This window comes from Algibacter sp. L1A34 (assembly GCF_009796805.1).
Lineage (GTDB): Bacteria > Bacteroidota > Bacteroidia > Flavobacteriales > Flavobacteriaceae > Algibacter.
This window is the reverse complement of the sequence record NZ_CP047029.1, coordinates 590535-614692: the sequence shown is the minus strand read 5'-3', so window position 1 is coordinate 614692 and position 24158 is coordinate 590535. Positions and strand designations below refer to the sequence as shown.

The window sequence follows — 24158 nt, the reverse complement described above, 5'->3', positions numbered from 1 at the left end:
TTTTTTAAATTATTCTTTAATTAGGGTAACGTCAAAACCAAATGTACCTTGGTTTACTTTATGAGACAACGTCGTTCCAGATATACTTGGATTGAGTATGTCCCATGCTCCCCATGGTGAATCTGTCGAGATTGATGTGTAGGTTGTATTGTCTGAGCTAACATAAAAATAGGTTTTTAATCTATATGCTAATCCGTAGTCTCTTGAACCACAGCAGTATACTCCGCCAAAAAAATCAGTAGCTAAGTAAGTGCTAGGAGCTACTTTTGTTATCACACATCCTGAATCCATAATTTCACCTCTGCTATCTCCTGTATAGATACCGCTGTAGTCTATACCAGAATCGGCTACTGGGTGAACTATAACGGTTCTAGTTATTTCTTTCGAAAACCCGTCTGCGTTAACAATAGAATAAGTTATGGAATTTGTTCCTATTGTGCTTGTATCAACACTTCCTGATACCACAACGTTTGCAGTAACGTCTTCTTCTCCTTCAAAAGCAGTTACTCCTGGGTCGCTAAATGCTGATCCTACTGGTAAATACATTGTTTCGTCTCCAACAAATTCGATATCGTTATAGAATGTTATTCTCGATACCCCTTCAGTACTGTCGTCTTGTTCACAAGAGATTACAGCAATAAAGAATAATGGTAATATTTTTATTAATATTTTTTTCATGATCTTTTTTTTAAAATTATTTACCAGCTTTTTTGTTCCACCAAATTTTTTCTAATAAATCTAGTTTTTGGCTTGGAGCATTTACATTTCTATTTAATACAGAAGTTGGATATACGGGGGATGCAGGTAGAAGTCCGTTTGTTCTTTCTCGTCCATTAACAGAAATGGTAAGTTGACCAACAGGGAAGTTTAAGAATGCAGCTTCTCTGTCACTTTTAATGTCAATATCATTTACTGAAGGATACTTTGTTCTGTTACGTTCTAGAAATGATTCAATATGTTGGTAATTAGCGTTTGCTACCCATTTTTGCATTGAAATTTGTTCTATGTTTTCTTCTTGTGTTCCATCTACCCATTGCGCATATCCAGAAGATAATATTGAAGTATCAAGAATTGAGTTTTGAGCTAAAGAGGCTGTAATTGCCATATCATAGTATGCTTTAGCATTTGCTAATTCACTTGCTCTAGCATAAACTTCTGCAATGTAAAAGTTTACTTCCCAATCACTCATTAACATGATATCCATGTCTCCTGAAAAAATTGGTTCACTATAAACTTCATCTTCGTCTAATATTCCATCTGCATCTGAATCTTTTTTAGAATCAAAATCACCAAAGAAAGCACCTTCATGTCCATCTGTTGGAGCTGTAAATAATTCATCCAATCTAGGGTCATCATTTACTTTTAAATAGTCAATGAATGTTTTACATCCAATTACATTTGTAGATAGGTAAAGAGCTCCTCCTGCTTCGAACTCACGCATTGGATGTCTTTTTCCTTCTAAAGAATCATCCCAATAAGTTCCCGCTATTTTTGCAGAACTCGTTAAGAATGAATTGTTTTGTATGAACGACAGAACATCGGCATTACTATAGTTCGTCGTTTCTGATTGACGTAACATAAGTTTTAATTTTAATGAGGCAACGAATTTACTCCATTGAGCCATTTCACCTGCATAGATAAAATCGAAAGTAGAAGTTATAGCATACTCCGAATTATCTATTGCTAAAAGAGCGTCTACACGTTTTTCTAAATCAGTATAAATACTTTCGCTAGAATCGAAAACGGGAGATTTTATAGCATCTCCTTGTAAAGCTTCAGTATAAGGAAGGTCTCCCCATACATCTGTCATTATTTGCCAAGTATAAATAGATAAGGCTTCTGCGATATAATAGTAACCTTGGTTAGCTTCATCTGAAGATAACTCCTTAATTCTTTTTAAATCACTTAGAGTGCCAGATGTTAATCCAGTATATTGGTTACTGAAAGAGTCTTCTTGGTATTCACATAGAGTTTTGAACTGTGATGCCGTATATGATTGAGTCCAATACTCACTATAAAAGCCTCCAGCAAATCCAAAATCCCATCCCATTAGATTGTTAGCTATGCTAACTTGTGCCGTTGGTAAAAGAATTTCGGGAGCGTCTGTTTCTCCTAAAACATCAGGATCCTGATTAACATCTAAATAACTTTCGCAGTTATAAGCGAAGGCTATTAAAACTATCATCGATATTTTTAATATATATTTCTTCATCATTAAATTTTTATAAATTAATATTTAATCCTAATGTAAACGTTTCTTGACTTGGGTTCCCCATAAACTCACCAAACTTAGCGTCAAGGTCAGTTCCGAAAGTCGTATTTTCTGGATCGATATAAGGATTCTCTGCAGGTCTCCAAAGAATAAAGTTACTAGCAGTAAATGAGAAAGTAACATTATTAAAATTAACCTTTTCACAAAGTGATTTTGGTAAATTATATGCTAAAGTTACATTTCTAAGTTTAAGGAAAGATTTGTCTATAACAGCATAATCATCTGCATCTAATCCTCCGTTACTATAAAAAGTATGTAGTGCTGTTGCATCAACAGGAGTAGTGTTTTCAGAATATGTTCCATCACCATTATCTACAACAGAGTTAGGTATAATGAATGAGTTTCTGTCGTTTAATACACTTTCTGGAGAACTACCAGTCCAGTGCATGTAATCTTTAGTACCTGAATAAATACTACCTCCATATCTAAAGTCTAAAGTAGCGGCTAAAGAAATGTTTTTGTAGGAGAATTTGTTTGTTAAACCCATTCTATACTTTTCGTTTATATCTTTTCCAAGAAGTTCTAGGTCTGTTGTATGTTGTGGATTACCACTACCATCAACAATTGTAGATTCAACTCCATTAACCATCGTTGTTTGAGGAACAGAGCTTTTAAACTGACCTAATGCCATTCCTTCTATTGCATAGATACCAGCATCTCCAAAACCAGAAATAAAAACCTCTTCAACATCTAAGCTTTCTACTTTGTTTTTATTTTTTGTGTAATTCCAATTTACATCCCATGTAAAATTATCTGTCACAATTGGTTTAACATTTACACTTACTTCTAAACCTTTGTTTCTAACATCTCCTAGATTGGAGGTGATTGATGTATAACCAGTTGATGGATCTAAAGGTAAAGATGCAATAAGACCTTCTGTTAACTTGTTGTAATAAGAAATTTCAAATCCAAATCGCCCTTTGAACATTCTATTTTCAATACCTATTTCAAACTCTTTTGTTATTTCTGGTTTAAGATCTGAATTACCTAGTACATTAGAATTGGTGTATGAGTTAACCCCTCCTAATGGAAATGTGAGATCATCTACATTTGGGAAACCTGGATTAGTTGAATAACCAGAAACATATCTGTCATATACTTTGTAAACATCAGCATCGTTACCGGTACTACCATATGCAACTCTTATTTTTGTGAAATCGAAAATGCCAGTATCAATATCTTTAGATCTTAAATGATCTGTAAGAATATAACTCATATTTACACCTCCATAATAGAAAGAATTATTGTCAAGTGATAATGTTGAAGACCAATCATTTCTAGCTGTGAAATTAAAGAATAAAAAGTTTTTATAGCTAATATCTGAAGATACGTAAAGGCCTAAAAGTCTTCTTTTTTCATGTTCATGACCAGAAGTAGCAGGTGTTAAACTATTATTTAAGTTGTAAAAACCAGGAATATCAATTGACGAAATCTCTCCGAATAATTCATTATACTTACGTTCGTTAGCATTAAAACCAAATAATGTGTTTATGCTAATATCTTTTGTAACTGTATTGTCAAGAGCTAATGTAAGATCATGATTCATTTGTGTTCTAGTAATACGTTCTTCACGAAAGTTACCAGGGTTAGCTGCGCTAGAACCGGCATTAATTGCTCCATCGCTAAAGGCGATAATACCTGTGTGACTTTCTAGGACAGAAGTTTCGAAATCTCCACCAAGTCTATATGTTAATTTTAAATTGTCAAGGATATCATAATCAATCTGGAATTTTCCAAAAAATTTATTTTTCACTTGATTTGCTGCGTCATTATCTAAAATATAATAAGGATTAACACCGTATGGCGTAAAGTAATTATCTAGATTGTTAAATTTATTATTATAATCCTTTAAATCAACAATTGATATATCGTTTGCTATTTCGTATAAAGATCTTAGCATTGAAGTACCTTGCCCTGTTGGTACAGAATTTGTTAATTCATTACTATAGTTTATAGAAGAGCTTATTTGTAATTTTTTAAATTTATGAGATCCTCTACTTGACAATGTAAACCTCTCGTAAGAGTCAGAATCTGTAGGAACAACACCATCTACTTTATTGTGAGATATAGAGAAGTAGTAATTTGTAACATCAGAACCACCTGAAAGTGAAAGTGAATTAGATATGTTTTCACCGTAATCATAAAAATCTTTAATGTTATCTTCTAAGAATACATAAGGTTTTATATTTTGGCTATTGTCAACAATATTACCCCAAACGCGGTCAACACCGTCGTAAGCTGCGCCCCAGTTACCATTTTCATCTAATGCTCTATCTCCACTCCAACCTTGTCCGAATTGAGATTGTTTAGTTGGTAATGCGCTTATTCTACTAAGACTATATGAGCTATTGAAGTTTACTTGTAAAGCTCCTTCTGACCCGCTTTTGGTAGTAATCATTATAATACCATTTGATGCTCGAGAACCATATAGAGCAGTAGCAGAGGCTCCTTTAAGAATTGTCATTGTAGCAATGTCATTTGGGTTAATGGCATTAATACCAGAACCAAAATCAACTTGTGAATTTAAATCACTTCCAGAACGGTTTTGTTCATTTGTTAATGGTACACCATCAACAACATATAATGGTTGATTGTTTCCAAAAGATGAAGCACCACGAATAATAACATTTTGTGTGGAACCAGGAGCAGGAGCTGCTGTGATTTCAACACCAGCTGCTTTACCTTGAATAGCATCTATTGGGTTAATAGACTTGTTGCTATTAAGTTCTTCAGCTCCAATTGTTTGTATTGATGAACCAACGGTTTTTTTCTCTCTAGAAATACCTAAAGCAGTTATAACAACTTCTTGCAAAGATTCTGCATCTTCCGCCATTGTAACGTTTATAGTTTTATTTGATCCAATAGAAATCTCTTTTGTTGAATATCCAACAAAACTGTATACAAGAACTGCGCCTTGATTAGCTTTAATGGTATAAGCTCCATCGAAATCTGTTGAAGTACCTGTTGAAGTACCTTTTACTAAGACTGTAGCTCCAGGTAACGGTAAACCAGAATCATCTGATACTGTTCCTGAAATTGTCTTTTCTTGTGCAAACGTTAGTTGCACAACAAACGCTAATAGTAGCGTTAGTATTCCACTAAACTTTGTTTTCATTTTATAATTATTTGTATTAGTCAACGTCAAAAATCACAATAAAAAGTTAATAAAACAATAAATAATGGTTAAAATTTGCTTTTTTGTGTTACGATTTTATAGAAGTATTAGAGAAAGAGTTGAAATCTGTAGTTTGATTGAAGTTAATATTTAAGAGGTTTATTTGGTAATTCGTTAATACTTAATTGTTTGAATATTTTTTTCTACTATTAATGTTGAATATTTTTCTTTCAAATTCAAATTCAAATTCAAATTCAAAGAGGAAATATTTCAGTGTTTTTCTGTTTGTTATTAAATAATTAGTAAATGGTTTTAAATGATAGTAAGCATTATTTGTAGTTATTTTTAATAACGAATAATAATGTTTAATTCTAATTAATGGTTTAAATCAATCTCCTTTTTGATATGGATTAATTTTACTTAATTGAAAACTTGAAATGAAGTTGAATGTGAACCTCCTAGATCCGCTTATCTTGAAGTGCAGTCTGTATTTTTGAGAGTTAGAGTAAATGCTTCTGGACTAGCTAAACCATCTCCGTATACATCATATACTACATAGCTGTAACATCTACCTTAGCATAAAGTTATAGGGATGCTAGTTGAAGCAGTTCAATCTAGAAAACCTATACTCGGACCAGAAACACCTATGACCTTCAACGTTAAGAATCTCATAAGATATTTCACTTGTATAGCTATCAAAATTAAAATTAAGAGTACCACTTACTTCTACAGTGCAAGTTTGCTTGATTTTCGATATTAAGTTAAAACGGATGTGTTTCCTGGATTTACACCATTAGGAAGTATTGACTTAAAAGTTACATCATTAAAGCAATTTAGGTTAATATCTGCTATGACTATAGTATATGTTTCTTTATTACTGTTTGTAGGTATAGTGAATGATGTAGGGATGTTGTAAAAGATTAATTGTTAATGGTTTATTTTTGAAAAATACGATATAAAATAAAACGGTCGGTTAAACATTATGTTTAACCGACCGTTTTTTGTACTAAATATAACTTTACTAAAAAATTAGTTTTGTCTCACTAGTTTTTCTAAGAATTCTCTAGTTGCACCTGTTCCTCTATCATACCCTGTAGTTAATTCTACAATATGACTTCCATCAGACATAAGTGTTTGCTTATTTGTGGTATCATCACATATAATCATTTCAAATACACTTTTAGCACAAGTCATAATTGGAGATCCGTTTAATAATGTTGGTTCTCCAGCAAGATCAACATCTAAAACAGTGATAACATTGGTGTCAGGATCTACTGTAAAGTAAAAATCATTGTCATCTGGCCAAAACCCAATTCCAACATGCTTGTATAAATCTGGAGAAACTGCTTGGATAGAAACGGTACCTCCGAAGTCACCTTGGCGACTTCCTGAGTTCCAATACTGTCCAATTTCAACATCGTAAGTTCCTGCTAAAGTAGTTTCAGGAAGCGCTTTTAATGTTAAAGCAATTGAATTAACATCTGATACAGCTTCTGATGATTCAACAATTTCTAGAACAATGTCCTTAAAATCAAAAGGTACAAGGTTACCCGTTAATACAATAATTGCTGCATTTGCAGTTTTTTGACCTGCAGGAATTGTAAATGTAGTTTCACCTAACTCAAACTCAACACCTTCTTGCGCTTGCGAATCAGGACTTGTTGCAATGGTTACAGTTACATCTCTATCTAAAGGAACATTTTTTCCTCCAAAAAAGGTAATTGGAATCATATAATCTATTGATGTTACAGCTGGATCTAAAATAATATTTAGTTCATCTGTTGTATTTTCAAATTGAGCCAATATTGGACCTTGTCCAAAATCAGTTTTTGTGTCGTCTAATAACGCATCACAAGAACTTAGGGTGATAAGACTCCCCAAAGCTAGGACGAAAAATGTCCTGATAAATTTAATGTTTTTCATTTTTATATTTTTTTATTTCCAAAATGGAGCGTTAGTAAATACATCTCCTGCAGCTTGTGTAGGTACGTTGTTGACGTTTCTAGCATATTCTGAAGATGGATATAATAATCTTACTGGTCTAACACCATCAGACTCTGCAGGAATAGGTAAGTTAGCAGGGAAACCTGTTCTTGTTAAATCAATCCAAGACTCTATAGAAGACGTTCCGTTTAATGCTATCCATTTTTGAGTCATGATAGCTTGAATTTTGTCAGTTGAATTATCCCAACTCACGTTGATAATATCTTGATCGTAATAAGTAGCAGCTTCTGCAGCAGCATCTTCTACGCCTAATTGTACAAATGATGCTTCAATAGCAGCTTCATATAAAGCTTGAGCAGCAGCATCTCCACCTGGTAAGTATCCTCTTACAGTAGCTTCTGCTTGTACAAATAAAGCTTCAGCTTCAGACATTACAATTTGATCTTGATCTGCACTTACTAAAAGGCCAGGTCCCACTTTTGATAAATCAGCAGATGTAAATCCTACACCAGGTAAGATAGTAGACTGTTCTGCTCCTTTATAACCACCATTAGCAGCTTCTTCATAAAGTCTTTCAAGTCTAGGGTCATTTGCGTTTGTTAAAAAAGCAAGAGTATAATCTGAAGCAACCGTAAAATCTTTTCTGTTTTGTTCAGCACCATTTGGTTGTACAAAATAATCGTAGAAAGGACTTTGTTGATCTTCATTTGCTGTGTAGCCAGGGTTAACACCCGCAGTAGCATGTATGTAGCCACCACCATTAGCATTTATATCAGCTATTTGAGTAGCAATATAAGCATCTTGACCTGTGTTGCTCATTCTTACAAGCATTCTTAATCTAATGCTGTTAGCAAATTCAACCCAGTAATCCATGTGGCCTTCAAATATAATATCTTGTGTTCCAGGGTCTTCTGCTGTGTCAGTGCTGTTAATTAAAGCTACAGCTGCTCCTAAATCTTCAATTACACTTTTGTAAATAGTTTCAGCATCATCATAAGCAGGAGTTGCATTGTCTCCTCTAAAGTTAGCTTCTGTGTAAGGAATATCTCCATATAAATCAACTAATAATTGATATTGAAAACCTTTTACAATTTTAGAAATTGCTTTATAGTTAGAATAATCAACTGCACCAGAAGGATCTTCGTAATTTTCAATATATGTAAGGTTTTTGAAAATTGTTCCATAAGACGTTTCAAAAATATTTGAAAAATCATCAGCACTGAAGTTGTATCTGCTATATATAGAGTTTGCAGACCAGTTAGATGGTGTTGCCCAGTTAACTACTAATGAGTTACCTAAGTAAGTCATAGTACGACCGTTTAATTCGCCAAAGTCTTCAAGAGCAACAGGTAAAGTTAAACTCGGTGTCGATATTGCCGGGTCATTAGGGTTTTCGTTGACATCTAAAAAGTCATCGCAACTTACACTAACTATCGCTAGTGCAAAAAGGGATAAAATTGCTTTTTTCATTTTTATATTTTTCATTTTTATTTTTTTAGAATGTTAAGTTTACACTCATACCAAACTGTCTTGTAGGAGCTGTTTGATTTTGGTCACCTACACCAACTGCATTTCCAGTAGTAAAGTTGAATTCAGGATCTGTAGTAACATTTGATGCTGGTCTCCAAGTCACTAAGTTTCTTCCAAAAACACCAATAGATAAATCATCCACACCAATAGTTTTTAAAACATCACCATCGAAAGTGTAAGACAATAAAATCTCTCTAAGTTTTAAAGTAGTCGCATCAGAAACGTAGTTTTCTTTAATTTCTCCGTACTCATCCCAGAAAGCGTTACCACCTCCACTTGTTAATCTATTGTCGTTAGCTACATAACCTCCATTACCATCAGAGTAAGAAGAGTTAGGGAAAACGAAAGCTTGTCTTCCTGCAGTTGCACTGTGTTGAGATAAACCTGTAAATTCAATAGCATCTACAATAGCGTTATAAAATACGTGTCCAGTTCTGTAATCTGCAACCGCATATAAATTCCAGTTTTTGTAGCTAATGTTGGTGTTCATTCCTAAGATATAATCAGGAGTTGTTTTACCTTGAATTTGGTTAGTTGGATCTTGAATTGGATCTCCATCGTCACCAACAATAACTCTTCCTTCATCATCTCTTAAATAAGCTGTTGTTCTTAATTGTGGGTAAGGCTCTCCTACTTTAGCAATAACTTGAGCAGAATCAAAACCACCAAGACTTAACTCATCAACACCATCAGCTAAAGAAATAACTTCAGATTTAATTGCTGTCCAAGTTAAACCAACATCCCATTTAAAGTTATCAGACTTTAAAATAACTCCGTTTAAATCTACTTCTATACCTAAGTTTTCAATTTCTCCTACGTTTACTGTTGCTCTAGATGCACCAGATGCATAAGATACATCAGCATTTACGATTTGATCTGTTGAGTTTGTTTTATACCCTGTAAAGTTAGCTGTAAGTCTGTTTTTGAAAAAACCAGTTTCTAAACCTACCTCTAAAGAAGTTGTAAACTCTGGGTTTAAAGAAGGACTTGGTACTGTACTACTTTGAGATAAACCAACTGTAGTTCCGTAAGGGAAACCTGTTGGAGCAAAGAATGTACCTTGAGTTGCATATAGTCCTGGATCATTACCAGTTTTTGTTAAGTTAACTGCAGCTTTTAAATAGCTTAACCCTTTATCAGATGTAATATCAAATGCATCGGTAGCAGCAAAAGATAAACCAACACCATAGTAAAAGAATGAGTTACCGTCTTTTGGTAAAGTTGAAGACCAGTCATTTCTACCAGTACCAGTTAAGAATAAATAGTCTTTATAGCCTAAAGTTAAATCACCATAAACACTCATTCTTCTGTAGTTACGAGTTCTTTGGTTTCCAGAACCAAAATCAGGGAAATCACCACTTTGAATGTTACCTGTTATTGTAGAGATGTTGTAAAAATCAGGAATAATTAAATCGTTACCTGCAACCGCAATCGCCTGGCTATCTTCAATTCTTGTATTTTGACCTGTTGTAAACTTAACATTAAAGTTTTCTGAAAGATCTTTATCAAATCTTAATAAGAAATCTGTGTTCAATCTAGAGGTATTTAGCATAGCATCTGCAGTACGCGCGCCATACTCATCCATTCTTGCATACGTATTTTCTAATTCGAAAGCGTATGTAAATGCTCCGTATTCTCTTTTTGTAGTTGTATTAGATCCTGTATAACCAACATTTAAAGATGCAGTTAACCAATCTGTAATTTCGTAATCTGCAAAAGCAAGAACGTTAAATTCATTGATATCGCTTTTTAGTCTTTGTGTATCTACTATAAAGTAAGGGTTTTCGTAGAATGCAAAGTAAGATGTTTCGTTTCTTGTGAATTTACCAGTTTGCCAGTTTTTTAATTCTTGAATTGGTATGTGTAATGGTGTGTTTATGATATTCCAGTATAATGGTCTATCTTGACGTCCACCTGCACCAACAACATTTGAATGAGATCTAAAGAATGATAAGTTACCACCAACACTTAATTTGTTGTATTTTTTACTTCCTTTTAATCTAAAGTTTGTTCTGTTGTAAGCGTCGTTAGGTACAATACCTGTTGTATTTGTTTGGTCAATAGACATTAAAAAAGTGCTAGTTTCATCACCTCCACTTACTGTTACACCATGTCTAGTAGTGCTACCTTGTTTAAAGAAATCTTTATGATTGTCTTCGATAGCGGTGTAAGGTACTTGCCAAACTTCACCATTATCTAAGGTTTCACTAGCATCTACTAAACGACCATCAAAACGAGGTCCCCAAGCAACATTTTCTAAAGGAAATAAAGTTCCATCAGGAAAACCACCAACACCAAATTCATTTTGGAATTCAGGTAAGTAAGCAGCATTCTCTACTTGAAAAGATCCATTATAAGTCACTTTTAGTTTTCCTTTACCACCTTTTGTTGTCACTAAAACAACACCATTGGTTGCTTCAGATCCATAAAGTGCTGCCGAATTCGCTCCTTTTAAAACACTAATGCTTTCAATATCGTTTGGATTAATACGGTCTAAAACACCTCTGTCTGATGGAAAACCATCAATAACAACAAGTGCTTCATTGTTTCCTAATAAAGATCTGTTACCCCTTAATACAACTCTAGTACTTGGGTTAACACCATTATTAGTTGTGTTAATTTGTAAACCTGCAACTTTCCCAACCATAGCGGTAGCAACGTTGACAGCTTTTGTTTTTGTAATGTCTTCGTTTTTTAAAGTTGATACAGAATAGGAAAGCTCTTTTGCATTTCTTTTAATTCCTAATGCTGTAATAACAACTTCATCTAAAGCAGCGGCATCTTCTGCCATTGTTGCGTTAACTGTTTTGGACGATCCAACAGCAATTTCTTTCTTAGCATACCCAACAAAGCTAAAAACTAAGGTAGCACCTTGTTTTGCTTTAATTGCATATTTTCCATCGAAATCTGTTGAAGTACCTGTTGAAGTACCTTTAACTAAGACTGTAGCTCCTGGTAACGGTAAACCAGAATCATCTGATACTGTTCCAGAAATTGTCTTTTCTTGTGCAAACGTTAGTTGCACAACAAACGCTAATAGTAGCGTTAGTATTCCACTAAACTTTGTTTTCATTTTTATAATTATTTGAATTAGTCAATGCCAAAAATCACAATAAAAAGTTAATAAAACAATAAATAATGGTTAAAATTTGCTTTTTGAGTGCGAATTTTAATGATAATTACGGTTTTAGTTGAAAGATTGTAGTCAAACTTATGTTAATCTTAGAATTTGATAGTTTAAATTTTCAATTCTGCAATTTGCCGTTTGCATAATTTATTTTAAATAAGAGAGATTTCTTTTATAAGTTAGGATTGACGGGGTGTTTGTGTAAGTTTTTTAATACCCATTAATTATCTTTCCGGCTATTTTATTAATCTTTTTATTATTAGAATTAAAAATTTTGGGATATTATTTTTCTATTTGAAGTATATATTATCGGTCTTTTTTACTTAAACTTTTAGCTTAGGAGTTAGAATATATTCTTTTCTCAATAAATTATTGTAGGATATATCTTTGTTTTAACTGTTTTCGAATATAATTTAAACTATCACAAAAAAAGAGACTACCTGAAAAGATAGTCCCTTTTATATAACTTATTAAGTTTTATGTTTGTTATTTTACTTCAGCTTCGCCAAATTCAATATCGATTTCTGTTAAGGTTGTTCCTCCATTAGTGGTAAGAACATCACCAATTTTAATCATACCATACTCAGTAACGTTTGTGTCAGGTTCTCCTTCTTTTGTAACAACTCGAGTTATTCTATAGATATAAAGATCCCCATTTGCTGTGGCGCTAACTTCTGTAGCTTTTGTTCCCGCGTCGTATAATCTTTTTGCTATTAGTAAATCTTTTTCAGAATAAAGTTTTTCTACAGTATTATAGTAATCGCTTTCTCCAGATAAATCTCCAACTTTCACAAAATCAATATCTGTAGTTCCTTCTTTTTCAAAGCCTGTTGGGCTTTTGAATTTAATTTCACCATCATCAGTATTAGAGTCTGTATAAAAAGTAGCAGTATCTAAATTCAATTTGTTTTTAGTAAGGTCTGAGCTTAAAGTTAATTTATTACTAGTTTCAAACGTTTGACTGATTATTGGCATGTAAGTTTCTAATGAATCTGTTAAAGTTCCGCTAGTAGCTATAAATCTATAGTAAAGGGTATCTTTTACAGCTAGGTTGTAACCGTAAGATGCGTCTGTGAAATTAGCAAAAATAATTTCGTCACCATCAACATTTAAAGCTGATCCAAGAGGCATAGTAGGAGCATAGGTTCCTTCTTTACCTTTTTTCCATTCTAAAGATATGTTATCTATTATTGCAGATTTTGTAGCAGCTTCAAATATTAAAGTATCTTCTACTGTAGTATTATAGATAATGGCATCTAACCCTTTTTCTAGAGAAAGTGCTTTATTGATTTTTACAGTAAAATCTTTTGAATAAGGCTTTCCGTTAGAAAGTGTAGAAATTGTATTGGCTTCAACACTGCTAATTTTTTCTTTCGATTCATCTTGACTTGTTTCAGGATCATCTACTTTAAAGCGGTTTAGTGTCCCAAATAATGAAGAGTTAAAGGTAGCTGTGTCTCCAGAAAGAGAAGCATTAACTGTAGTTGTTCCTATTACTACTTCCATATCGGTTACAGTTACATCGTCTGCAGTAATAATCGAAAATTCCATAGTATGGTTTTCGTCTAGATTACTTATGCTAGACGTGTTTAAAATTATATTAGCGCCTAAATCTGCGTAACTGATTTCCCCTTCGTCTTCGTTACACGAAAAAAGAACACATATGGGTAAAATAAAAAATATTTTAAGTTTTTTCATAATTTATATTTTTATGACTGTTTTTAATTAAAGTTTATCAAAAAATAGTTTTGTTTCTAATTCATCTCCACCAATACTTGTACTAGCATCGTTTAAATTAGATCCGTTTAAAGAAAGTTCAACCGTTGGATACGTAAACCTGTAAGGAGGTTGGTTGTTAGTCGTTTTCGCGTCTTCTGGTGCTGTTAATAATGGAAAATCTAATCGTCTCCATTCAGTCCAAGATTCGAAACCTCTATTGTAGAGTGCTAACCATTTTTGAGTTCCTATTTTTTCTTTGTAATTACCAGCTGCACTGCTATATGCGACACTTCCTTGTCCTAAGTAAGTATCAACTTCCGCATCAGTTCCTCCCCAATATTTGATAGAAGCAGCAATTGCATTGTTGTAATGTGTTTCTGCAGTTCCTGTAATAAAACCTCTTTCAATAGCTTCTGCTAATAAAAATTCAACTTCATAATAAGTCATTAATGGTGCTTCTAATGTTGGATCTTGACCTATTTTATCAGATACATGTGAGTACTGACTGAATGAGTTTAGTTCTCCTGAAATACCTCCTTTGTAAACACCGTTATATAATGTAAAATAATCATCTCTTCTGGGATCGTTTAAAGTTGTCATCATGTCTACAATAGTGTTTGTAGGAACATAATCATCACGTCCAGATAATACTAATGCTGCATAAACTGGGTTTGTGTATGGTGCTGCACTTTCAAAAGCAATTTTCATATCATCGTCTGCGGAAGTGAAAACACCAGCAGTTATTGCTTCATTAACTATAGTTTCTGCTTTTGCAGGATCGGAATCGGCTATTAACATACCCATTTGAAGTTTCAAAGAGTTTGCGAATTTTAACCATTCTGATATATCTCCATTATAAACAATATCTTCAGATGTTGAAAAACCAACTTCATCGGTTATAAATTTTGAAATTACATTTTCATCAAGTCTAACAAGTAAATCATTAAAGATTGTTTCTTGTTTATCAAAAACTGGATTTAAAATATCTATATCTAATGCTTCTGTGTATGGAATATCTCCAAATGAAGTTACTAGAACGTAGTAAGTGTAAATCTCATAAAGTTCTATAGTTGCTGTTTTATTTGTTTGCACATCTGGAAGACCTGAAACTAAGCTTTTAGATTCTTTAAAGTTTTTTAGAACATCTCGGTATAATGTTTCCCAATGATACTCATCAATATTCCTTGTTTTTAAATCATAGTTTGCTTCATCTGTATAGGTGGTTTCTGTCCAGTTTTGAACAATGAGGCGGAAAATATTCTCATTAACACTCGTTTCCGTCATTTGATTAAATAACTTGTACTGGGCGCTTGTAAAAAGAGATGCATCAGTCGTTACTGCAAAATCTTTTTTGTTTACGTTAAGCTCTTCTAAATCTTTAGTACAAGAAAGTGAGACTAAAGCTATAAGTGCTATTATTATATTTTTTTTCATTTTTCTTATGTATTAAAATTGAAGTTTAACATTAAGTGCATAATTCTTCGTAGTAGGCAGTGATCCAGATGAAAGACCTTGAATATTACCTGCACCAAAACCTGTTTCAGGATCTGCGTCAGGTATATTTTTGTGGATAATCCATAAGTTCGAACCTACAACTGTTACAGATAGGTTATCTAATGATAATTTAGAAGCAACATCTTTAGGGAAATTATAAGATAAACTAGCCTCTCGTAATTTAACGAAAGAAGCATCGTAAACAAATTCACTTAAAGGAAGTGTTTGGTAACCCGTGCTACCGAAACCACTAGCGTCTAATCTTGTGGTATTAGGTGTACCATCGGCTAAAACGCCATCATAAATAAATCCACCACCATTGGCAAGTGTGTTTCTTACAGGGTTTCCTAAATCGTTAATAAAATCTGAGCTAGCTAAAACTCCCGTAGCTTGCCCATAACGTTGATCTAAAGAGAACATATCTCCACCATGTCTAATATCTATAAAGAAACTAAAAGTTAAGTTTTTATAAGAAAACGTATTTCTTACACCAGCTAACCAATCTGGATTACCGTTACCGATAATCTGATCTGAGCTACTAGCAACAGGAACACCATTTGCACCTATTATTTTTTCACCGTTTTCGTTATATGTATAATCACTTCCTTTTAAAGCTCCGTAAGATTCTCCTATTCTAGCAACTACTTGTGCGTTAAAAGAACCTAATAATAATTCATCTAATCCATCCGCTAAAGACACTACGGTGTTTTCGTTTTTAGACCAGTTTACATTCAACTTCCATTTAAAATCTTTAGTAATATCGAATTCAGAGAAGGCAGATAATTCGATACCTTTATTTTCTAATTCTCCTGCGTTTATAATTTTACTAACATATCCTGTGCTCTCACTTACTGAAACAGGTACAATTTGATCTGTAGTGTTTGTTTTATATAAAGCGATATCAAAACCAAGGTTTGCGTTTTTTAAAAACTTCATTTCTAAACCTACTTCGTAAGATTTTGAAATCTCAGGTTTTAAATCTGGATTTTTCTTTGAATTACTAACAGCAGCAGCAGCATTTCCTTGAAAAGATGTTAAACTGGTGTATGTGTCGTTTATTTGATCAAAACTAGTAGCGTTTCCAATTTGCGCCCAGTTAGCTCTTAATTTACCAAATTTGATAAAAGGAATGTTTAAGTTTTGAGAAAAGATATAAGATCCTGAAACTGCAGGGTAGTAGTATGAGTTGTTTTCAGTAGGCAGTGTAGACGTTTTATCCCGACGTATTGTACCTTCTAAAAATAGGTAGTTTTTATACCCAAAAGTTGTTCCAGCAAAAAAACTTTGAACTTCTATAGTTTCGTCTCTTTCTTTAGGGTTAGGTAATGCATCCGTTGAATTTTGAAGCGAATATACACCGGGTACTTTAAGGCCTCCATTAGTTGCGGCTGTTACCATGTTTAAAGTACTGTTCCTGATATTTCCACCTAAAAATGCGCTAAAACTTAAATCATCAGAGAAGTCTTTAGAGTAGTTCATTAATGCATCTAAGTTTGTTTCTCTTGAGTTTATGTTTCTTCTTAAGTATCCTGAGGTTTGATCATTTCTATTATAACTACCATCGCTTCCTTCATTAATGCCAAAGGCAGTAGCTACAGATCCAACAGCTCTTCGTTCTTCTTGTATTTCGCTATATTGATCTACAGAGGCTTTACCTGTTATGCTAAGGTTTTCTATAATTTCGTATTTTAATTCAGCATAACCTGTAAATCTGTTTCTACCATCATTTTGGTAGTTTTCATAACGTGTCCAATATGGGTTATCCCAATATATAGGTGTTAGATTTGTAGGAGACTTAGGATTCCATGTAATATTTTCACGTGTTAAAAAGTATGCGTCTTTTTGTTTTTTGAAATCTACATTGTTTTGTCCCCATTGGCGCATAAAACCAACTATATTATCATTATATCCTGTCGAGTTTCTACCTACAGTTGCTGTGTTTATATAAGTGGCGTAACCAGTAGCTTCTAATTTTTCTGTTAATTTAGCAGTTGCAGCTAAAGAAAAAGTATTTTTGTTTTGTGAGCTATTTGGTAGTATGCCGCTAGCGTCATAGTTAGAGTATGATAGTCTAAAAGACCCAGCATCGAATCTTTTAGCTACAGAAACTGAGTTTGTAAAAGAAGTAGGAGTTTGAAAAAATGTAATAGGACCATTTTTAGTGGCTTCCCAAGGTCTTGCTACTCCATAGGTATCTGTTAATTGTGGGTATAATGCATCCCATTGAGTTAAATATAAGCTAGAATCAAATTTAGGTCCAAAAGAAGCATCGTCGTTTACGTTAGCAAAGTTATCAATAGTTCCATCTCCATTAAAATCTTCTGATTTGAAATTATAATCGTTTCCGCCATAACCAGCTCCGTATCCTGTTTGGAATTCGGGAAAAGTACTTTTGTCTATACTTCCAGTACTAACATTAGAAGATATTGTTACCGAGTAATCTTTAGAATTAGATCCTTTACCTTTTTTAGTATTAATTACTATAACACCGTTTGATGCTCTAGAACCATATAACGCTGTCGCAGCAGATCCTTTTAGAACATTCATAGACTCAATATCATCAGGGTTTAAATCTGATACAGGATTACCGTAATCGTAACCAGTAGATCCTTGAGATTGTGTTCCTGTGTTTGTGTTTCTGTTAGAAATTGGCACGCCATCAATAACAAATAATGCTTGATTTGAACCTGTTAGCGAAGTTTGGCCTCTAATTACAACATTGGTAGAACCACCAAGGTTGTTCGTTCTTTGTATAGAAAGACCTGAAACTTTACCAGAAAGTTGATTAAGGACATTTGCTTCCTTTACAGTAGCGATTTCTTCATTTCCAATTTCTTGTGTTGCGTATCCTAAAGATTTTTTACTTCTTTTAATACCCAAAGCAGTTACAACAACTTCATCTAGAGTTGCTGCATCTTCGTCCATTGTTACATTAATAATTTTGGAAGCTCCAATAGTTATTTCTGTTTTGGTGTATCCAACAAAACTAATAACAAGAGTAGCTCCTTGATTAGCTGTTATTGAATATTTACCATCGAAATCTGTTGAAGTTCCTGAGGAGGTTCCTTTTACTAAGACAGTAGCTCCAGGTAAGGGTAAGCCAGCATTATCCGAGATTACTCCTGAAATTGTCTTTTCTTGTGCAAACGTTAGTTGCACAACAAACGCTAGTAATAGCGTTAGCATTCCACTAAGCTTTGTTTTCATTTTATAGTTATTTGAATTAGTTAATGTCAAAAGTGGCCATAATATGCAGATAAAACAATAAATAAGAGTTAAAAATTAAGAATTATATTACAGTTTTATAGATATGTCAAAAAAATACTAAAAAACTGTAGTCAAACTTATGTGAATCTTAGAATTGGATAGTTTAAATTTTTGATTCTGCAATTTGCCGTTTGCATAGTTAAATTTAAAAATGCCAGCTTTAGTTAAAATACCAAATCCAAAGCCGTATCCAAACAGTTTTTCTTTGGTTTTTAAAATTTTGTTCTCAAAATATGCAGCATCTGTTATTGAGTGAATGTAGATTGAGTTGCTTACTTGGTAACGGTACTCTGTGTTAAGTAATCCGTATAAGGAAGCATAAAGACTATTTTCTTCAAAACCTCTAATGGAATTAATACCTCCAAATCGAGAAAGTTCGTTTTCGAGATAATCATCAGATGATAGTAGCGACCCGTTTATTCGTGTATAAAAACTGTTTTTATGGTTTAAATTAAAAATTTTAGACGCATCAATAAAAAATTGTGTTTGTTTTTGTGATAAACTACTTTGCTTTCGAGTTCCAAAGTCAGTTTCAAAATACAATTTACTGTTCACGGGAAAGAGTAAATTGTCCGATTGTGGCTTTATGTATTCATAAGCCAAGGTGTAATAGGATGTATTATAATCAACAATGTTGGGTGTGGTATTTAAGGATAGTAAATTGTTGGATTCTAAATTTGTTAGACCAACGTAAATTTTATGTTTAGAATTTATTTGATAATGAAGTTTTACAGATTGATTTACGGTAGTGAAGGAAGAATCTCGTTTAAAAATGCGTAATTGAAAATCGACTCCAATCGGTGTTTTAAATAAATAAGGTAGAGACGCGTTGATGTCAAATGTTTTTTGATCGTTCTCGTCGCTCTTATAAAGTAACTGAAAAGATTCTCCAAAATTTAAATTATTTGTTAGACTTAGATTTAAATAGCCATCAAATTCAATGTTATTGGTGTCTTCATTCGTTCCAAAACCTAAAAAACCGTCGAAATTATTACTTTGAGATTTTTTGAGGTATAGATATAATGATGTTGAATCTTTTGAAAACAGAACCTCAGGCGATTTTATTTGGTTAGCAAAACGTAAATCATTAAGCTGTTTTGTTTTATTTTTTATTGAGTTTAAATCGAAAACCTGATTTTTCTTTATTTTTAAATAGTGTTTTAAATAGGAGCGAGGAAATTTTTTGTAACCTTTAATAATGATATTACTAATGGTTCTTTTTTCTTCGGAAGAATTAATAACCAAATCTGCCTTTAATATGGTTTTGCTTTTAGTTGAAATATTTGACAGATTTAATTTTGAAAAAGGAAACCCATCTTTAGTTATTTTTGAATTAATAAAATTTAAAGCATTTTCTACTTGCTGAAAAGGTAATTCAAAATAATCATCAAAAACTTTATTCGAAATTTGATTTAAAATAGATGTTTCAATTAAGCCGTTATCATAATAGATGTTTATCGAATTGAATTTTGTTTTTAAATTGATAGAGGTAGCAAAGACAGAATCGTTAATTTTTGAAATTTCAGAAACTTCATTTTCAATATATCCTTTTTTAAAGAGTGTATTTTGAATAAATTCAACTTCCGATTTAATCGAAAAAAAATCTTTGTGCGTTTTTATATAGTTTAAAGAATCTATTACTTGGGTTTCATTCTTATTTTCTCCATCAATATTTAAATATAAAGTTTGGCAAAGCACTTCCGTAGAAAAGAATAAAAATATAATAAGAAAAGAAATAAAAGTTTTTTGCAAAATGATTTAAAGAATTGATGTTTTTTGTTGAATACCTAAATAATTTATTAGGTTTATTTTAATGAAATGTTTCTTGTTTATGTACTAAAACTGTTTCTATTATGGTTGTATTCTTTTTTAATTTTATAAACTTAATCTCCATGTAAATCTAACGGAAAAAGTACAAATTTAATATCTAGATGGCTTCTTTTTTCTAAAACTCTTAAAAATTAACGAATTACGATTTGAATAATTAATTTTAATTACTACATTTGCACCCCTCTAAGAAGAGGATTAACAAATATTATATAGAAATATATGCCAACAATTTCACAATTAGTACGAAAAGGAAGAGCCAAAATAACCAAGAAGAGTAAATCGGCTGCTTTAAATTCGTGTCCACAAAGACGTGGTGTGTGTACTCGTGTTTACACAACGACACCTAAAAAACCTAACTCAGCAATGCGTAAGGTAGCAAGGGTTCGTTTAACAAACGGTAACGAGGTTAATGCATACATCGGTGGTGAAGGACACAATTTACAAGAGCACTCGATAGTATTGGTTAGAGGTGGAAGGGTAAAAGATTTGCCAGGAGTTAGATATCACATCGTTCGTGGTGCCTTAGACACAGCAGGTGTTGCAGGTAGAACACAACGTAGATCTAAGTACGGAGCAAAACGCCCTAAGAAGTAATTAAAACTTTAAGAAGAAGAAATGAGAAAAAGAGCAGCGAAAAAAAGACCGCTTTTACCAGACCCTAAATTTAACGACCAGTTAGTAACTCGTTTCGTTAACATGATGATGTGGGATGGAAAAAAGTCGGTAGCTTTTAAAGTATTCTATGATGCAATCGCAATAGTAGAAGAAAAGAAAACAGACGAAGAAAAAACAGCTTTAGAGATCTGGAAAGATGCCTTATCTAACGTTATGCCTCACGTAGAAGTACGTAGTCGTAGAGTTGGTGGAGCAACATTCCAAATTCCAATGCAAATTCGTCCAGACCGTAAAGTATCTACGGCAATGAAATGGTTAATTAGCTATTCACGTAAAAGAAACGAAAAATCTATGGCTTTACGTTTGGCTTCAGAAGTTTTAGCAGCAGCTAAAGAAGAAGGGTCAGCAGTTAAGAAAAGAGTAGATACTCACAAAATGGCAGAGGCAAATAAAGCATTCTCTCACTTTAGATTCTAAAACATGGCAAGAGATTTAAGATTAACAAGAAATATTGGTATTGCTGCACATATTGATGCAGGAAAAACCACTACTACAGAACGTATTCTTTATTATACAGGAGTTTCTCATAAAATTGGTGAAGTACATGATGGTGCTGCAACAATGGACTGGATGGAGCAAGAGCAAGAACGTGGTATTACTATTACGTCTGCTGCTACAACTTGTGAGTGGAAATTCCCTATGGAAAATGGTGAGCCAACAGCGGAAGCTCAGGACTACCATTTTAATATTATTGACACACCAGGTCACGTAGATTTTACTGTAGAGGTAAATAGATCTTTACGTGTACTTGATGGTTTAGTATTCTTATTTAGTGCAGTGGATGGTGTTGAACCACAATCTGAAACTAACTGGAGACTTGCTGATAACTATAAAGTGCCAAGAATAGGATTCGTTAATAAAATGGACCGTCAAGGATCTGATTTTATGATGGTTTGTGGCCAAGTAAAAGAAATGTTAGGTTCTAATGCAGTGCCTATTGTTTTGAATATTGGTGACGAAGAAAACTTTAAAGGTATTGTCGATTTAGTTAAGAACAGAGCTATTGTTTGGCATGAAGAAGGAATGGGTTCAACATTTGATGTTGTTGATATTCCTGAAGAGCTTAAAGAAGAAGCAAAAATTCTACGTGCTAAGCTAATTGAAGAAGTAGCTAGTTATGATGAAGACTTACTAGAGAAATTCATGGAAGATGAAGATTCTATTACAGAAGATGAAGTGCATGCTGCACTTAGAGCTGCTGTAATGGATATGGCTATCATTCCAATGATTTGTGGTTCTGCTTTCAAAAATAAAGGTGTACAATTCTTATTAGATGCTGTATGTCGTTATTTACCTTCTCCTATGGATAAAGAAGGTATTGTAGGGATGAATCCTGATACAGAAAAAGAAGAATTGCGTAAGCCAAGTGTAGACGAACCTTTCGCTGCATTAGCATTTAAAATTGCTACCGATCCTTTCGTAGGTCGTTTAGCTTTCTTTAGAGCGTATTCTGGTCGTTTAGATGCGGGTTCTTACGTTTTAAATAACCGTTCTGGTAAAAAAGAGCGTATTTCTCGTATCTACCAAATGCATGCTAACAAGCAAAATGCAATTGATTTTATAGAAGCTGGAGATATTGGAGCTGCTGTTGGATTTAAATCTATCAAAACAGGAGATACACTTTCGGCTGAAAAATTCCCAATCGTTTTAGAATCTATGGACTTCCCTGATCCCGTAATTGGTATCGCAGTGGAACCTAAAACTAAAGCTGATGTTGATAAATTAGGAATGGGCTTAGCTAAATTAGCTGAAGAAGATCCTACATTTACTGTACGTTCAGACGAAGCTTCAGGACAAACTATTATTTCTGGAATGGGTGAATTACACTTAGATGTAATTGTAGATCGTTTAAGACGTGAGTTTAAAGTAGAAGTTAATCAAGGTCAACCACAAGTTGAATATAAAGAGGCTATTACAGCTGTAGCGGATCATAGAGAAGTTTATAAGAAACAATCTGGTGGTCGTGGTAAATTTGCTGATATCGTATTTACGGTTGGACCAGCAGATGAAGGCGTTGTAGGACTTCAATTTGAATCTGTAATTAAAGGTGGTAACGTTCCTAAGGAATTTATACCTTCAATTGAAAAAGGATTTAAAATGGCGATGGTTAACGGACCTTTAGCAGGTTACGAAATAGATGCTATGAAAGTAACATTGAGAGATGGATCTTACCACGATGTGGATTCGGATCAACTTTCTTTCGAATTAGCAGCTAAATTAGGATTTAAAAACTGTGCTAAAGCTGCAAAAGCTGTAATCATGGAACCTATTATGAAACTTGAGGTAATTACTCCTGAAGAAAATATGGGTGACATTGTTGGAGATTTAAACAGAAGACGTGGACAAATGAGTGATATGGGTGATAGAGCTGGAGCAAAAACTGTAAAAGCTACTGTGCCATTATCAGAAATGTTTGGTTATGTTACTACATTAAGAACATTATCTTCTGGTAGAGCAACATCAACTATGGAATTTTCACACTATGCTGAAACACCTTCTAATATATCTGAAGAAGTGATTAAGGCTGCTAAAGGAGAACAATCTTAAAAAGTTAAGAAAATGAGTCAAAAAATCAGAATAAAATTAAAGTCTTACGATCATAACTTAGTAGACAAGTCTGCTGATAAGATTGTAAAAACCGTAAAAAGTACAGGTGCTGTTGTAACTGGTCCAATTCCATTACCAACACACAAGAAAATTTTCACTGTATTACGTTCACCTCACGTTAACAAGAAGTCGAGAGAACAATTTCAATTAAGCTCTTACAAGAGATTATTAGATATTTACTCTTCATCTTCTAAAACTATCGACGCTTTAATGAAATTAGAGTTGCCAAGTGGTGTTGAAGTAGAGATTAAAGTATAGTTTAATTACAAGTTTATACTTGTATAGATAAAAATTAGAGGCATCAGGATAATTATTTTATTCTGATGCTTTTTTTTTTGAAATCGAAATTTTACATTGATTTCATCAGGTTTTACTATGTTTTTGGAGGGTGATAGAAATATTGGATTTTGAGACAAAATAGATTAATAATATGGTTATGATGTTTTTATACAGAATTAATTGAAAATCATTTTTTTAAACCGAAATAAAACTCTACATTTGCATGCTCAAAATAGGGAGTTTTGCTCCATATTTACATGTCCCACCAATGCGGTTGCGGGAAAAACGGTAAAAATACA

The 24158-nt window shown here is 33.2% G+C and carries 14 protein-coding genes; 4 read left to right on the top strand and 10 right to left on the bottom strand.

What is annotated here, in order from left to right; translation table 11 throughout:
- Positions 1–9: 9 nt before the first annotated feature.
- The 10 genes from GQR97_RS02690 to GQR97_RS02645 all read right to left on the bottom strand — a co-directional run bounded on the left by GQR97_RS02690 (position 10) and on the right by GQR97_RS02645 (position 20220).
- Entirely contained in the window at positions 10–546 is a 537-nt protein-coding gene (locus GQR97_RS02690) for an immunoglobulin-like domain-containing protein (protein WP_158844959.1), read from the bottom strand.
- Between the two features lie 148 nt (positions 547–694).
- Entirely contained in the window at positions 695–2212 is a 1518-nt protein-coding gene (locus GQR97_RS02685) for a SusD/RagB family nutrient-binding outer membrane lipoprotein (protein WP_158844955.1), read from the bottom strand.
- A gap of 10 nt (positions 2213–2222) precedes the next feature.
- Positions 2223–5387, bottom strand: a complete 3165-nt coding sequence (locus tag GQR97_RS02680) for a SusC/RagA family TonB-linked outer membrane protein (RefSeq protein WP_158844952.1) — start codon at positions 5385–5387, stop codon at positions 2223–2225.
- Positions 5388–6416: 1029 nt separating this feature from the next.
- Positions 6417–7310: a hypothetical protein gene (locus tag GQR97_RS02675; protein ID WP_158844949.1), complete on the bottom strand. Its 894-nt coding sequence runs from the start codon at positions 7308–7310 to the stop codon at positions 6417–6419.
- Between the two features lie 12 nt (positions 7311–7322).
- A complete protein-coding gene (locus tag GQR97_RS02670; RefSeq protein WP_158844946.1) occupies positions 7323–8816 on the bottom strand; it encodes a SusD/RagB family nutrient-binding outer membrane lipoprotein in 1494 nt (497 codons plus the stop codon).
- 10 nt (positions 8817–8826) lie between these two features.
- Entirely contained in the window at positions 8827–11934 is a 3108-nt protein-coding gene (locus GQR97_RS02665) for a SusC/RagA family TonB-linked outer membrane protein (RefSeq protein ID WP_158844943.1), read from the bottom strand.
- A 540-nt stretch (positions 11935–12474) separates the two neighbouring features.
- On the bottom strand, positions 12475–13686 hold the full coding sequence (locus GQR97_RS02660) for a hypothetical protein (RefSeq protein WP_158844940.1): 1212 nt from the start codon (positions 13684–13686) through the stop codon (positions 12475–12477).
- 27 nt (positions 13687–13713) lie between these two features.
- Complete coding sequence (locus GQR97_RS02655) at positions 13714–15141, bottom strand: SusD/RagB family nutrient-binding outer membrane lipoprotein (RefSeq protein WP_158844937.1); 1428 nt, start codon at positions 15139–15141, stop codon at positions 13714–13716.
- Positions 15142–15153: 12 nt separating this feature from the next.
- Complete coding sequence (locus tag GQR97_RS02650; RefSeq protein WP_158844934.1) at positions 15154–18408, bottom strand: SusC/RagA family TonB-linked outer membrane protein; 3255 nt, start codon at positions 18406–18408, stop codon at positions 15154–15156.
- Positions 18409–18525: 117 nt separating this feature from the next.
- Positions 18526–20220: a POTRA domain-containing protein gene (locus GQR97_RS02645; protein WP_158844931.1), complete on the bottom strand. Its 1695-nt coding sequence runs from the start codon at positions 20218–20220 to the stop codon at positions 18526–18528.
- Positions 20221–20517: 297 nt separating this feature from the next.
- Here GQR97_RS02645 and rpsL point away from each other — a divergent pair, with 297 nt between their 5' ends.
- Genes rpsL through rpsJ form a run of 4 tightly spaced genes read left to right on the top strand, consistent with a single transcriptional unit; the run spans position 20518 to position 23838 of the window.
- The gene (rpsL, locus tag GQR97_RS02640) at positions 20518–20892 is read left to right on the top strand and encodes a 30S ribosomal protein S12 (RefSeq protein WP_042499114.1); all 375 of its coding nucleotides are present in this window, start codon (positions 20518–20520) and stop codon (positions 20890–20892) included.
- Positions 20893–20913: 21 nt separating this feature from the next.
- Positions 20914–21390, top strand: coding sequence for a 30S ribosomal protein S7 (gene rpsG / locus GQR97_RS02635; protein WP_042499115.1), 477 nt, complete (start codon positions 20914–20916; stop codon positions 21388–21390).
- Between the two features lie 3 nt (positions 21391–21393).
- Positions 21394–23520 carry an elongation factor G gene (gene fusA / locus GQR97_RS02630; protein WP_158844929.1) on the top strand — a complete coding sequence of 709 codons (2127 nt, stop codon included), beginning with the start codon at positions 21394–21396 and terminating at the stop codon, positions 23518–23520.
- 12 nt (positions 23521–23532) lie between these two features.
- The gene (gene rpsJ, locus GQR97_RS02625; RefSeq protein ID WP_007650482.1) at positions 23533–23838 is read left to right on the top strand and encodes a 30S ribosomal protein S10; all 306 of its coding nucleotides are present in this window, start codon (positions 23533–23535) and stop codon (positions 23836–23838) included.
- Positions 23839–24158 lie beyond the last annotated feature (320 nt).